General features: G+C 44.4%; 7 protein-coding genes and 1 pseudogene. 3 read left to right on the top strand and 5 right to left on the bottom strand.

The genetic code is table 11. The annotated features are described in order from the left end of the window. Positions 1-607: 607 nt before the first annotated feature. Together RIM23_RS04125 and RIM23_RS04120 are read right to left on the bottom strand one after the other, a co-directional pair. Positions 608-5,314, bottom strand: coding sequence for a hypothetical protein (locus RIM23_RS04125; RefSeq protein ID WP_446364701.1), 4,707 nt, complete (start codon positions 5,312-5,314; stop codon positions 608-610). Between the two features lie 504 nt (positions 5,315-5,818). Continuing rightward, the gene (locus RIM23_RS04120; protein ID WP_446364699.1) at positions 5,819-7,792 is read right to left on the bottom strand and encodes a protein kinase domain-containing protein; all 1,974 of its coding nucleotides are present in this window, start codon (positions 7,790-7,792) and stop codon (positions 5,819-5,821) included. A 642-nt stretch (positions 7,793-8,434) separates the two neighbouring features. Between RIM23_RS04120 and RIM23_RS04115 the strand changes: the two genes are divergently transcribed. Further along, positions 8,435-8,599: a hypothetical protein gene (locus RIM23_RS04115; protein WP_446355126.1), complete on the top strand. Its 165-nt coding sequence runs from the start codon at positions 8,435-8,437 to the stop codon at positions 8,597-8,599. Positions 8,600-8,731: 132 nt separating this feature from the next. After that, a complete protein-coding gene (locus RIM23_RS04110) occupies positions 8,732-9,934 on the top strand; it encodes a hypothetical protein (RefSeq protein WP_446364697.1) in 1,203 nt (400 codons plus the stop codon). A gap of 131 nt (positions 9,935-10,065) precedes the next feature. On the opposite strand, the gene RIM23_RS04105 is transcribed toward RIM23_RS04110, so the two are convergent. Further along, entirely contained in the window at positions 10,066-11,124 is a 1,059-nt protein-coding gene (locus RIM23_RS04105; protein ID WP_446364695.1) for an endonuclease/exonuclease/phosphatase family protein, read from the bottom strand. 411 nt (positions 11,125-11,535) lie between these two features. On the opposite strand from RIM23_RS04105, the gene RIM23_RS04100 reads away from it, so the two are divergent. After that, on the top strand, positions 11,536-12,780 hold the full coding sequence (locus RIM23_RS04100; RefSeq protein WP_446364693.1) for an HhoA/HhoB/HtrA family serine endopeptidase: 1,245 nt from the start codon (positions 11,536-11,538) through the stop codon (positions 12,778-12,780). Positions 12,781-12,837: 57 nt separating this feature from the next. On the opposite strand, the gene RIM23_RS04095 is transcribed toward RIM23_RS04100, so the two are convergent. Next, positions 12,838-13,968, bottom strand: coding sequence for an Rpn family recombination-promoting nuclease/putative transposase (locus RIM23_RS04095; protein ID WP_446364691.1), 1,131 nt, complete (start codon positions 13,966-13,968; stop codon positions 12,838-12,840). Between the two features lie 236 nt (positions 13,969-14,204). Continuing rightward, a pseudogene (locus tag RIM23_RS04090) lies at positions 14,205-14,603 on the bottom strand (Uma2 family endonuclease); the annotation flags it as partial. Positions 14,604-14,742 lie beyond the last annotated feature (139 nt).

The raw sequence follows: 14,742 nt of genomic DNA, 5'->3' as shown, positions 1-14,742 counted from the left end.
TTTTTTTGATTAATTCCAAGTTTATATCCCCCAAAATCCCCCATTGTAACAAAGGCAATCATCCTTTGGGTTCCCCCGTGCAAAAAAATCGCATCAACCTTGGGGCTCCCCCCGTCAAACAAATCGCACGAAACTACGGCTTACCCCCTTGAAAAAAATCCTACCAAACTTGGGGGTACCCCGTTCAAAAAAAGCCGAAGCAACCTCTGGCTTCCCCCGTGCAAAAAAAGCGAAGCATCCCCTGGTCTCCCCCGTGCAAAAAAAGCGAAGCATCCCCTGGTCTCCCCCTTTTTAAGGGGGACGGAAGGGGGATCTATAAGGGGGACGGAAGGGGGATCTATAAGGGGGACGGAAGGGGGATCTATAAGGGGGACGGGAGGGGGATCAAAAGGGGGACGGGAGGGGGATCAAAAGGGGGACGGGAGGGGGATCAAAAGGGGGACGGGAGGGGGATCAAAAGGGGGGGCTAGGGGGGATCTCTTATTGAGTAACGGTTTAACCTTAAGTTGACACTAATGGCAAGCCTTGCGCCCCTACGGTTTCTTTAGAGATCCCCCCTACCGCATTCAAAAGGGGGGAACAAGAAGCTTAGGGACAAATGACAATGCTACTGGAATGAATCTGACATCCAAGGAAAAGCTTGACCGAATAATATCTTATGTCCCAAATAGTGTTTTTCTAATGGTTCCTCGTTTTTTTGTATCCTATGTTTGATGGTTTCTAAATTATCCTCTAGGAATTGGCGACGCTTTTGACTAAACGTGTTGACAGAACCTTCAGCTTGAACCTGATCTCGCCAAAACCAAAAACGACTATCGACACAACGCAAAAATAAGCGAAATGATGTCCAAGATATCACATCATCACCCGCATTGATAAACTGACGGAACCAGTGCATCGCCCAATCATTCTTTTGCCAACGGTGGTGGGATATCTCCGCTAATTTTTTGATCCAGGTATCGGGTTGTTCTGACACCAGCGAACTCAACCATTCGCCAGCTTCTGGTTCTAGTATAAATGCCAATAAGGTTATCGCACGAGACTTTTCAATGGGGGCTGGTGATTTAAGTCCTGATTCAATATTCGACCAAAGCCAATCACGATTATTTCCGGACTGAACCAGAATAGCAAGTTTTAACAGTTCTTGGTCAGTTTGACATTGCTCTAACTTGGTTCTCCAAGCCTGTTTTGTCGAATCTACGCAAGCAGCTTGAAATAAGGCATAATCAAGTAATTCAAATCCAGAATGCTTATCCTCAATCCGAATTTTCCTCTCTAGCTTTTGAATTTGCCAATATAATTTTATCCCTTGGTCGGGATTCGCTTGTTTTAGGAAAAATTCACAGAGGGCTTCGTAAAACGAACTAACTAAATGTAAATGTTGTACCTCTTCAAAATCCTCGGTAAATATCGCTTCTAGCCACTGTTTCGCTAAATCTGAACGTTCAATAACAACTCGTTCTAGAGCATGAGTAAAAAAGCGTTTAGCGAACCAAAAATTTCCATCATTTTCTTGTTCTCTGACTGTCTCTTGTGCAGCTTGCCGTCGTTTTTGGTAATTCTGGTCACGATTGGGCGACATCATCTCTGACCTACTCTCTTGCCAGTCTTTAATATTGCCTGTGCCAATTCCTCCCCACGCAAAACCGTTACTGAATATTGTTAATGACTTAGAAGAATTTTTAGATGAGTCTCTCCAATAAATACTCTCAATATCGTCCTTTTCAAAAAGACTCGCTTCGACCGAAATCGAAGGATAGCTTTGAGGTAAAGTCGGTTTCTCTTTAGCAAACCTAGACCAAATCTGGTGAATATGTTCTGCATACTCACTAACCTCATCCCTGTTCATACCTCGACATTGAACAGCATATCCTAAATAAATTGGATGGATACGATGGCGTAATTCTGAATATGGTAAGGAAGTAGCGTATTTACCCAACAACAAACTACCCCAATGGTTTTCTATATCGTTCTGCTCAGTTTTCCAAGTCCATCCTTGTTCGACAACTGGATGGATTGTTGTCCTATCCTCTCTGAAATAAAGCAGTCGCAGAATAGATAAACGCACAATACTATCCTCATGAGTTAACACGGGGACTATTTGCTGCTCAAGAATGTCTTGTGGTATATTTTCTGGGTGAATAGATAGAAACCATAAAATGCGTCGTAGACTTATGGTAGTCAAGTTGGAATTAAATTTATCGCGTACAATATCCCAATTTCTAATTGGAAGGAACATCGGTTCATACGCTACTAAGTCTTGGGCTTGTTCAGGTCGCCCCATTAGAAAGATAAGCTGATATTCTGCATTCTGAGTTTTCATAATTAACCTAAATAAGAACATTTCAGCAAGTTTTTCAGCTTCATTCCATGAGTCTGCTTTATCCTGTAGACGAGTCCAAGCACGATATATACTCTCCTGTTCTTCCGTGCCAAAAATAAGCGCATATTCTTTGAGTTTTATACTCAGTTGCCGTAATTCAAAGTCTTCACGTTCCTCGATTTGGCGAGTAATACGTCGCACTAAGTCGGCTATAGCAGTTGGGACATAAGCACAGAGCGCTGGTTCATAATCCTCAAGTTTGGCATCATCTGTGGTTGGATAAAGATTGGTTGCTATCTTTTGGATAGATATAGTTTTAGTTAATGGCGCAAGACGTTGTTCCAAATCACTGGGAACTGATAAATTTGGATTGATACAGTGTTCTTTGATTTGTGTAGCGATTTGTTCGGGGGTGATATCTTCTCTAGTCAGGCAAGTTTCACAGTCAGATTGAGTCCATTGAAACCCAGAAGTACAGGGATCTTGTTTGTATTCTTCAAGAAACGGATGAGGCGGAAATAAATCCTGTGGCAAAGTTTGCTGTAATTGATAAGCCTCTGGACTACCCTGAAAGGAAAGGAGTCGGTAAGCCGCTTGTTTAGCCACGATATGATTGACTTCGAGAAGCTGTTCAACTTCCCCCTTGACTTCTGCCCAAACTGATTCTGACGCAGTACGGAAAAGCCAAGCAAAGAGGTTATATTTATCGGGTTCTCCCATTATTGCTTCAGCGAGACATCCTGTAGCAATGACAGGTATAAAATTACCGCGTGGTAGGTGCGAGATGACAGCCAATGCAACTCGTCCCAGACGCAGTAATCCATCATCTTCGATAGCTGTCAATCTGTACTCACCCAGGGTAAATTGTTGTTCAGGTTGGAGTTGTTCTCCAATGCGATTACAAATTTCCTGCTTGATATCTTCAGCCCTTTGTCTTGAATTGCCCCGTTGCCATAAAAATCCGTAGATATGAACAAACCCCAACCAACGTTCAAATGCGGCGTGGAGTTCAGATATAACTTTTGGTGATTCACGCCAACGCAAAAAAGACCGCATTAGCAGTTCTTGACCCCATACATTTTCACTGGAATTAGACCACACCCTTTCGGCGAGGTCAATGTATACTTTTGGTTCAATCGGTAAATAGGCAATAAACTCTGTTTCTACGGTTAGTTCGGGGTTCTGACTATTGATCAATGTCTGTAAAAGTGCCAGCTTTGCCTCTCTTGGATAATCAGGCAAATGTAAGGCGTAAACCGTTGCCAACTCACAAATAGCCGCTTTGATATCCATCTCAGCTTTTGGCTCAAGCCATTTAGCAATAACATCTGTTAAGTCTTGCTCTTGATTTTCGCTCTCCTCTTCGAGTTCATCGATTAGCAGGAGAGCGAAGCCATATCTTATAAACTGTTCATTAACCTTATAGTTTCCTCTTTTATTTTCCAGAATTCCACCCGTTCGTAGTTCTTCTAGTATGGTTAGCTTATCGGGAGATAAAAAGGCGTTACCAATATCCTGTTCCGTGACATATTTGCTTCCATCTTGGTATTTACGCGCTAATTCCTGAATACAATATTGAAACGACTGATCATCTAATGGAATGTCTCGCTTTCTCTCCAATCGATCTCGCCAATCTTCATAAATAAGACGAGCAATGGTTACATCTCCAGTTTCTTCAATACGTTCGCGATATTTAACCACCAGATCAAAGTAGCGGGGCTTACGAATAAGAGGTAGGAGATTTTGAATATCCGAATACCGTAGATTATAATACTCTAGAGCTTCTTGTAATTCGCGATCGCTATAAGGATGCAAATTATACTTATCCGCTTGTATATGACGCATTGACTCAAAGTTTCGCTGCCAATAAGCCGAACGGCAGGTAATCAAAACAGCCACTTGATTACCCCAAGGCTGTCCCATAAGTTTCTCAAGGAGTGTCCGCCACCAGCTAAAATCTCGTCGCTCATTAATACCATCAAGGACTAAGATAAATATAGGAGCTTGATTGGTATATCTATGTGTCCACCGAGCTATCCGCTTGTTCCATTGCTCTTGCTGCCAAACAGGAAAGCGGCGATAAAAAAATCCCGACAATAAAGTCTCTGGTTCATTACTATCGACATTCGTTGATGATAAAAACAAAACCGGAGGGAATGGCGGATCAGTTTTGATTTTGTGACAGAGCCACGAGGCAGCACTCCAGGTTTTTCCATCACCTTCTTCACCTAATATGACAAAGGGGTGGGGTTGACTCTTCCATCCGTTGAGCCATTCATCTAATTTTGTCCAAGCTTCCTCTCGTTTGATTAGCTGAATCCCATCTTCTTCACAATTAATGGCTTGTCCAAAACAGGCGCGTGATTCTTCCTTAGATTTCAAACATTGACGGAACCAATGATTGAGTTCTACGCGCCAATTATCGTAGCCAATAAGGGGAGATAGGAACTCTTGTCTGAGTTGCTCAACTCTTTGATTAAATCCTTCAGATGCAGCAATCGCGTCTAGTGATTGCCGGATACTTGAATTAGCTGGCTGATTTCCTAAATGTTCAATAACCAGATCAATGTCTTGAGTGCATAGCACGTCTAATGAACTTGGTTCTCCATCATCCGTAGAAATCGAGAGATAGGTGATACCATATTGATTCGCAGTGTATCGTAGAGATTCTTCTAATTGCGAGGGAATATCACGACTCGCCACTAATACCCATAAATCCAAATCAGGAATCGCTTGGACAACTTGTACGATTTCTCCTAAAAGTTCTCTCTGATTTAACTCTGTATCTTTGCCGTAGCGTTTGCACTCCACTGCAATAATATTAGAATTGGGACGACTAGCACTCATATCTCGACCCAATTGTGTACCTGCTTGAGCAAGATGGAAATGCTGTCCAGTGAGTGCTTCTAAGAGTTTGGCAATGAGACCTTCAAACCCATTCTCCCCAGTAGGATTTAACCGTCTCAGCGCCTTTACAAGTGGCTTGTTCATATCACTATTTATTGGATATATTCCAATTGTGGCAAAATCTGAGTAGTAGTGTGAAACGCTGAATTCGATGTATGGTTTTTTGTAGGGGCGCAAGGCTTGCGCCCAGAAAACTGATACAGTCTATTGCACTATTTTACAGCAATTTTCATGTTTATGGAATACAAAATTGTATCCACTTGCTTTGTGGCTAAAGCCTTGTCTGTAGTCAACTAACTTGAAAACCCCTGTAAGCTGAATGTCACGGATTTAAGGCTGGTGGGCAATGCCCACCCTACGGTATATCAAGGGTTTAGGCGTTCCCAAAATGCACGCTTTTCAGTGCGATCGCGGTTGAAAATCAGGTGGGTTTTGTTGTCCCCTTGGAGGTTAATCGACTGTATGCCAAGTTGGGATGAGGGCGGGTTTTGTTGTGCAGTTTGATCAAGGGATCTCTACATTAATTTCTTCTCCCAGACGTGCCATGGCACGTCTCTACATGGTTTCCCTATCCCTTGCCGTATTATCCTAACGCCCTAGTGTTTCCCTCGCCTTTTCACGCAGGCTGGCAGCTTTTTCATGATCGGGTTCGAGTTGCAGGGCTTTATCCAGAGAAGGAATCGCTTCCGTGGTGCGCCCTAACGCCATCAGCGCCTCACCACGAATTGCCCAAGCGTCGGCGGAGTTACGCTCCAGCTCAATGGCTTTATCTAAGGCTTGAACTGCCTCAGCGGAACGTCCCACCCCTTGTAGTGCTATGCCATAGCGAATCCAACCTCGGGCAAAATTTGGATAGTATTCACTTACCCGTTCATAAAGTTGCAGCGCATTGATGATCTGGTTTTGTTGCCGTAGGGCATCGGCTTTGCTGACTAAGGCTTCGGCATAATTGGATTGGTAGGCGAGGGCGTCATTACAGGCGACTAAGGCAAGTTCTGGTTGTCCTAATTCATTGAGACTGTAGCAACGTCCCCAATAGGCAGGGGCTAAGTCGGATTGGAGTGCGAGGGCTTGATCATAAACCTCAATTGCTTCCTCATAGTCTCCAGCTTTTCTTAAGTCTTCTGCTTCAGAGAGCAAGGATTCGGCGGTAGGTTCAGGGGTTGGCGAGGGAGTGGGAGTTGGAGTTGGAGTTGGGGTTGGGCTTTCCACCGGGACATCCTCAACTTGAGACTTCTGGCTCAATTGAGAGGGGAGTAGAATCAGGGTAATGGCAACCGTGGAACTAACCGCGATCGCGATCGCGAAGATTGTCCAAGGCTGCATCAACCATTGCCTAAATCCGTAGGTTCTAGAGGCTGTTGACACCGTTGCGGTTGGTTCAAACTCCTGGGGTTGACTTAGGGATACGGTGACATCAGTCTGCCCCTGATTTGGCTGAGAGGTTTGGGTGCGTGCTGTTTCTTGTGTCTGGCTAGAGGATGATTCGCTATTGGAATCTTGGACTTCAATCAGAGTCGATTCCGTTGGCGTCGCCTCCCACGCCCGCGTCTCGGCTGAATCAGGGGGGAAATTTTGGCTCTCCCGATCCGTCGGTGCTTGTGGATCAACCAGGGGTGGCAATTCAGGCTCAGGTGCTAAAGGTTGGGGGGGTGGCGCCGCTGCCAATAATGTCGTGGGTAAACTCTGGAATGCCAACAGGGCTTCTTCTGCTGTCGAGTAGCGATCGCGAAAATCATAGCGCACCATCTTATCCAGAATTTCCCCAAATTCTGAGCTAATCTGCTTGGCATATTGCCGCCAGTTTAGTTCACCCGTATCCGAGTCTTCTCTAAGATGCTTCGGCTGAATCCCCGTTAATAATTGAACCCCAATAATACCCACTGCATAAACATCACTACTATAGCGAGGTTTCCCGGCTAATTGTTCATTGGGCATATACCCCTTTGTGCCGATAGAAATGGTCACATTTGTCAGTGCCGTTTCCGGAGAGAGCGACTCACATCTGACTTGTTTCACTGCGCCAAAATCAATCAGCACGATTCTGCCATCACGGGCGCGGCGAATCAAATTGGCTGGCTTTATGTCACGGTGAATCACATTCTGTTCATGGACAAATGCCAGTACCTGCAACATATCTTGCAGGAGGGATAGCACCTTTTCCTGTGACCACGGCACAGAGGTTTCTATCTCCTTACTTAGGGGTTGCCCTTGAATATATTCCTGAGCCAGATAAAATTCGTGATTTTCCTCAAAATGAGCCAAAAGCCGGGGAATCTGTTCATGATTACCCAGTCGATAGAGGACTTGAGCTTCTGTTTGGAAAAGGCGTCTCGCCGTTTGCAAGCTCTCCTCATCACTCACTTGAGGTTTTAATTTTTTCACTACACATTGGGGATGACCGGGCAAATGCATATCCCGCGCCAAGAAGGTTTGACCAAACCCTCCGACCCCTAGTTTTTCGATAACGTGATAGCGTCCGCCTAGAGGTTTATTGTCCCAAGCGTCTTGAGAACCCGACACCATCGTTTTTGTCAGCGCCCCTGTTGAATTTTTCTTCATCACTAGACAAGTCCAGAAATTATAGGTCAACCCCAAGATTCAAAGGGTTTTTGACTAATTTTCAGACAAGTCTAATTAGTAATCGCATGGAAAACAGCACCCCACTCACTTGTCTTATTATTCATCAGGTAATTGAACATGAGTTCATTTTTATTTTTTCCCAGATGGGAGCAAATTCACCGACGAGAGTTTGCCGCAGAATCAGCACCCCTTTTTTATCTGCAATAATAACCTTGACCGATAACTGTTGTCCGCTCAGTTTGAGGTTATTTTACTCCTGCTTACCCGACAGGTTTATCGAAACACTGTATTTTAGAGTCTGTTCACCTGACTCCGGGGAGTCCGATGTCCACCATGTTAATTATAGATGGGATACTCACTCTCTAACAAAACAGCGCTTGACATAAGTACAGCAAGGCGTAAATTTACAAACCCAGCAAACAAGCTGAACCTCTGATGACAAAAGACTTTTGAGTTTTAGGTTTATACCGCCATAGTCGGCTACATCAGGAACAGTAGTTTTGAGGTCAATGGAAACGGTACTCGTGCCAAATCAACCCCAGTTTATCACCGAACTCTGTTGAGCCGCTTTCCTCGCTTTGTTGCCTGTACCTACCTTACCTAAAATAGGCTTATCCTTCAATGATGCCAATCTCAGTCGTTTCTCTGTCTGGTCTGGGCGTCAACGCTAATGTTGGATTGAATTATATTACCAATTTACTGGCTAGTGGCGACGTGAGTAGTGATCAGGGAGTGATTTGGAGCAAGAGCGATCGCGCCAGCCAGATGATTGTAGACGACGACTAAAACTCTTATCCAGTCAGCTCTCTTGTGACTTTAGCTTTTAGTTCGGTGGGTTTCAACCCAAGACGGTTGGTGAGACTGGTGCAAGATGTGAGTTAAAAGGAGATTAGCGGTCTTATCAAATCAAGAATACCAATGAACCAAGAGCAATTCCCAGATCATACTTCAAATCACCCATCTGCGCCACTATCAACTAACGCTGGGGATAATTCCCAAAAGCCGTCTAACGATACTCATAACCCAACCTTGTCCCCAGCCAATCCATCTGAAAAACCAACCTATACGGAAAAGACGACTCGCCTGCAAGTCTGGAGTCAGTTGATTAAGTCAGTGACTCCTTATATCTGGGTGGCGGTTATCCTGATTGTGATTATCCCGCTTATCGGCAGCGGTTTTATTGCCAGTTCATTATCAACCGATTCTGGGAGTTCACACAAGCCTACCAGTGAGATTGTCACCATTGATCGGACTGTACCGGATCAGGATAAGATCGATCGCGCGATCGCAACGGCTATCACCCATGCCCATCATACAGCAGAACAGTTCGCCTCAAACCAACTTGATGAGTGGGTTGATCAACTCATGAGTCGCGTTGATGGCAATTTCCTGGATTGGTATTTTGATTATTTTAATCAAAAGAAACTGGAGTTTAGCGCTCCCTTCGTCTGGGTATCTTCAGCCGTCTCTCACTGGATGGATACCACTAAACAGGCTCCCAATCAAGCCGTCGCCGAAAAAATGACCGAGGAATTTCAAACTGAATTCACCAAACGAGTCCTCCGACCTAAAATTGCTCAACTCCAACTGGAACATATCACCAGAGATACAGTGAATTTGTATATCGCTGACTTAGAAAACAACATTTCTAACATTCAAACTCAGTACCAGATTCCTCAAGGAAAATGGGAGCGCTATTTAGATGATATTGCAATAACGATCCAAGATACTGAAGGCAATCTTTCTAACTTATCGTTAAAGGTATTAGTTGGGGGGAGTACGTACTTATTTGCCAAAGCCATGATTCCCGTTGTTACCAAAATTGGCAGTAAAGTTGCTGTATCCTTTGCTGGGAAAGCGTCCGCTAAAATGGCAGCCAAAACTGGAGGGGCTGTGGCTGGTAAATTTGGCGCTCAGTTTCTTGATCCGATTGTTGGGGTGGGAATTATTATCTGGGATGTTTGGGATTATCAGCATACAGTGAAAGTCGAGCGCCCTGTTTTACGGGAAGCGATTCGGGATTATTTACAAGAAGTCAAGGCGTCGTTGCTAGATAATCCAGACAATGGCATTATGGCAGCGATTTATCAGTTAGAGGGAGGAATTTTGAAATCTGTTTAATAGGGAACAGGGGGAGCTGGGGAAGCTGGGGAAGCTGGGAGAGAAAATGACAACCATAGTGACATGACACACTGAATTTACTAGATTAGATTCGGCTTGTAGTAAGGGAACCTTAGCCCTCTATTCTGTTATCAGCCTTGTTCTGGTATAACCAAATCGACAATTAAGGGACGATGATCTGAACCAATATCTCCGGCGGTGCGAATAGCTAAGACGTTGATTTTTGGACTAATCAGACAATGATCCAGAGGAATCTGTAACATTGGCGCACCTTGGGGCCAAGTGGGTAGAATACCAAAACCGACTCGCGCATTTTTCAATTCAGTCTGACGGATAAATTGGCGGTAATAGAGAGACCACATTGTTGTATTCAAATCACCGATTACGGCATGAATATTGTTAATTGAACTTATCACTTTTCCCAGTTCTAAAAGTTGTTGATTTCGCGACTTAAAATACTCCGCATTAATCGGCGGTAACGGATGAGTGGCAATAATAGAAACAGTTGACCCTTGCCACTGTACCTCGGCAAAAATAGAGGGAATATCATACTCGGTGAATAATTTAATATCCGTATTCATCAGGGGAATCGCACTGTAGACAGCAATGCCAAAGTTATCAAATCTCGGATAAACAGTCTGGTAAGGAAGGAGAGGCTTAAGCGCTTCCAGTTGCTGTGACCAAATTGGATTAACTTCTTGGACAACTAGAAGTTGAGGCTTTTCGGCTTTGACCAAGGAGATAAACTCAGCATAACGCTGGTTATCACTATAGACATTCGCCAGCAACACTCGCAACGGTTGTCCGGAAGACGTATGGATAGGCGAAAATTGGGGAATATACCAGGGAATAACCTCTACAGCATTAAGGGTTAAACAAAATAAACTTACTAACCACCAAGTTTTTCGTTTTGCCAATGAAAATAAGATAAAAACAATACAACTAATGACAAAGTATTGCACTTTGAAGTGCGAGATTAATTCAAAATATCGGTGGAATCCTCCCAGATAAGCGGCTAAGGATAATAGAAGACAAGGAATGAGTCCCGTAAGTCCTAACCCAAAGGCAATATTCTTGATTTCGATTTGTTGGAACGTTTGCTGAGAGAACGAGAAGCTTTTCATATCCAGTTGCTGTAGTGGTACAGTATCCTCGCCATAGCCAGGGAGTTGTTGTAATATATTTCTCATCGAATCTCCCTTATGCAAGAGGGAGTATCTTATAATTAATTGTGGGAGGCAGAAACTTCAACAGGAGCATTTCCAGGAAGAGACGGGAAGGCTACAGCACAAATCCAGAAATCTTCACATCAGCGAAACCACACTGTCATAAGCACGTCACAAAGAGTATCTACATTGATAAATGTAAGCGATAGGTCATCGTGATTCCAGATAGTCAACTGATTCACCAAACAACGCCAGACCCGGTTAATACCTTATCAGCAAATAATTATCACAGCGTCAATTGGGGTGTTAGCCATGGGTAGGTAGGAGAAGATTGATCATGATTCGGGTTTTCTCTACCTGGAAACGAATCAACCGACTCTGACAAACTGTAACTGACATCATCCAAATCAATCGTATTGCAAGAGTAAAATCATTATGGTATTCGACACGAAAACATCCAAATCTCATGATAGTAACGCTTCCCCGGTAAAAAAAGCCGTCACCTATCTATCCCTGATGTTGCTCGGCGCTGGTGTTACGTTTGGCGCCAACTCTTTCATCTCCGGTAATCCCCAAATTTCAGCCAAATCTCTAGTTCCCCAATCCTCTCAGGTTTTAGGAGGAATCATTTCTCCAGGTAACCTGTCCACCCCCCAAAATACCAACTTTATTACTAACGTTGTAGACACCGTGGGACCTGCGGTAGTGCGGATTAACGCCTCTAAAACTGTGACGTCTCAAGTTCCCGATGCATTTAATAACCCGTTTTTCCGCGAGTTCTTCGGGTCTCAATTTCCGGAACAACCGCAGCAGCGAGTAGAACGGGGAACGGGTTCGGGATTTATTATCAATACCGATGGGATGATTCTCACCAATGCTCACGTTGTTGATGGTGCGGATCAAGTGGATGTGATTCTCAAAGATGGTCGCACATTTGCTGGAAAAGTGCTAGGAAGTGACCCCGTAACCGATGTGGCGGTAATCAAAGTTGAAGCTGATAATCTCCCCATTGTCACCTTAGGGGATTCGGAACAACTCAAACCGGGGGAATGGGCGATCGCGATCGGTAATCCGTTAGGATTAGATAATACCGTCACCACAGGTATTATCAGTGCGACAGGACGTTCCAGTTCGGAAGTTGGAGTTCCCGATAAGCGTGTCCAATTTATCCAAACTGACGCCGCAATTAATCCCGGTAACTCAGGCGGACCGCTGCTGAATGCGTCAGGTGAAGTGATTGGGATGAATACAGCAATTATTCAAGGCGCTCAAGGGTTAGGATTTTCTATTCCGATTAATACAGCGCAACGGATTGCACAACAATTAATCGCCAACGGGAAAGTTGAACATCCATTCTTGGGAATTCAGATGGTCACGTTAACCCCAGAGTTGAAAGAAAACATCAACAAAAATCCGAATTCTGGTCTTACCGTTGATGAAAATAAAGGGGTACTAATTGCCAGAGTCATGCGGAATTCCCCTGCTGATAAAGCTGGATTGCGAGCCGGGGATGTGATTCAGAAAATTAATGGCGAGTCGATCAAAGATGCCGAAGATGTACAAAATGCGGTGGAAACGACGCCAATAGGTAGCGATTTAAACCTAGAATTACGCCGCGATCGCAAAGATATTGAGGTGACAGTACAACCTGGTGCTTTGCCAACTCAGATGCAGCAGTAAGGTTGATCAACAATCGTTGTAGAGACGTTCCATGCAACGTCTCTACGGTTCTCGGTGTCAACTCCCTTCAATTCCCTGTTTCAACATTTGTTTAGTTAGGGGAGAAGATGTCAGATCCAGAGTAGTGGGGTAGGTTTTCAAGATGGTTTCCACCGTCGCTTGCCATAAATCAGAGAGGATTTGACGCCAAGCCTGACGCTGTCGGGTATGGGAGTCCTGATTGCACCATTGTGCGATCGCCTGGGATAAATCTTCAACCTGATCCGGTACAGGTGTAATCCACTGCTGTAATTCTGCCAAGTCTTGAGTCGAAAACAAGTCACGCTGATTCGTTAAGAGTTCAATAAAAGCCGCAACTTTTTGTTTCTGAAATAACCGTTCTGTCTGTTGTACAACCTCTAGCGGTAAATCTTGCAACTGGGCAATTTGCGGCAACCTTAAGCCAAATTCTATCATGCGTGGTATCGCGGCTAACTTGGCTTTAATTTCACCTTCTTCTAAGGCTTCTTGATAAACTTTAGTCTGTTTGAGTTCACTTAAGCTGAACATTGCTTCAATCTCCTCGCGGCTTTTTTGGGGTAGTTTGTAAACAAGGATTGTCTCAATTAATTTGATTAGGTTGCGCTGGCTTGCTTCATCATCTATCTGTATTTGAGCTTGGGCGACTAATCGTCTTGCTCGTTCCGGTGCAGTGTCCTCATCCTCAATCACCAGCTTAACCATTTCAATCCCAAGGGAACCGGATGGGGTTTCTCCTAATTCATCAATATAAATGCGTGTGACGCGATTGAGGGCAAGGATTTCACCAAATTGAAACGCTTGTTCTCGTTCAATCCTACGAGTGGGATAGATCACGACAACCTGCCAAGGGTGAGGCGGTTGGTATTGCCTCAAGTAGAGAAAGAGTTCACCAAATAATCGATAGTATAACGCTTCATCGGGTTGAAACTGAACCTCTAGCAGATACAAGGGTTTTTCTGCGTCTTCTGTCGTGGGTAAGAACAAGCCGTCTAACCGGAAGGAGGGTTGTTTGATTTCACGGGAGGTGAATTCATAAATCGCGGCTTCCTCTGGGTCTGAATCGATGAGTTCAAATAAAATACCTGGGAATTCGAGAAACAGGTTATAGAAGATACTGTCGGTTTTCAAGCTGAATTGCTGGACATGGATGATCTGAACATTGACCACTATGCCAGGAGCGATCGCGAACAATTCCTATCACTGTAATCTTGACAAATTGACAGGTTTATCCAATTAAGCTACATTAACTAAACGGAACCCACCATTTGGTCAAACATAGTTCCTCGATATCGGGTTTCGGGTTGTTTGTGCGGCGACGTGAACTGTTTAGCTACATATAGGAAAAGGGCGGGTTTTGTTAAAAGGTTATCGGTGATATGTTTATTGAATCCCTAAACCCGCCCCTACAGTATTTCTAATCTAAACCCTGGCAATATTTCCTCCCCTGATAATACAACAGGCATCGCCACAACTTCCACATCTGTTCCCCCTCGATAAATCTCCACTTGCCGATCCTGATGATTAATTAACCAACCCAAACGCAAACCACTTGCCAAATATTCCTGCATCTTATCCTGAAGTGGCTTTAATCGGTCGGTGCTAGAGCGCAACTCAATCACGAAATCTGGGCAAAGCGGCGGAAACTTTTCTCGTTCCGATTGACTCAAACGTTGCCATCGTCCTAATTCCACCCAAGCGACATCTGGAGAACGATCGCCTCCACCAGGTAAACTAAAGACCGTTTGGGAACTAAAGACTACACCAAGCTGAGTCTGCTCATTCCAGACGACGACTCTAGAGAGTGAAGTACCCCAACTTGCTTCGCTGAAGTTGGGGCTTCCAACTCAAGTAGGCAAGGACGGTTTTATTCGTCTTCGGAGTTTCCCGTCTCATCCGCCGATGCCTCCAAAAGTTACCTCTCATTGGTCTTACTCAGCGTCC

This window comes from Coleofasciculus sp. G3-WIS-01, assembly GCF_040223135.1.
Lineage (GTDB): Bacteria > Cyanobacteriota > Cyanobacteriia > Cyanobacteriales > Coleofasciculaceae > Coleofasciculus.
Note: the sequence above shows the minus strand (reverse complement) of the source record. Positions and strands in the feature narration are given on the sequence as shown.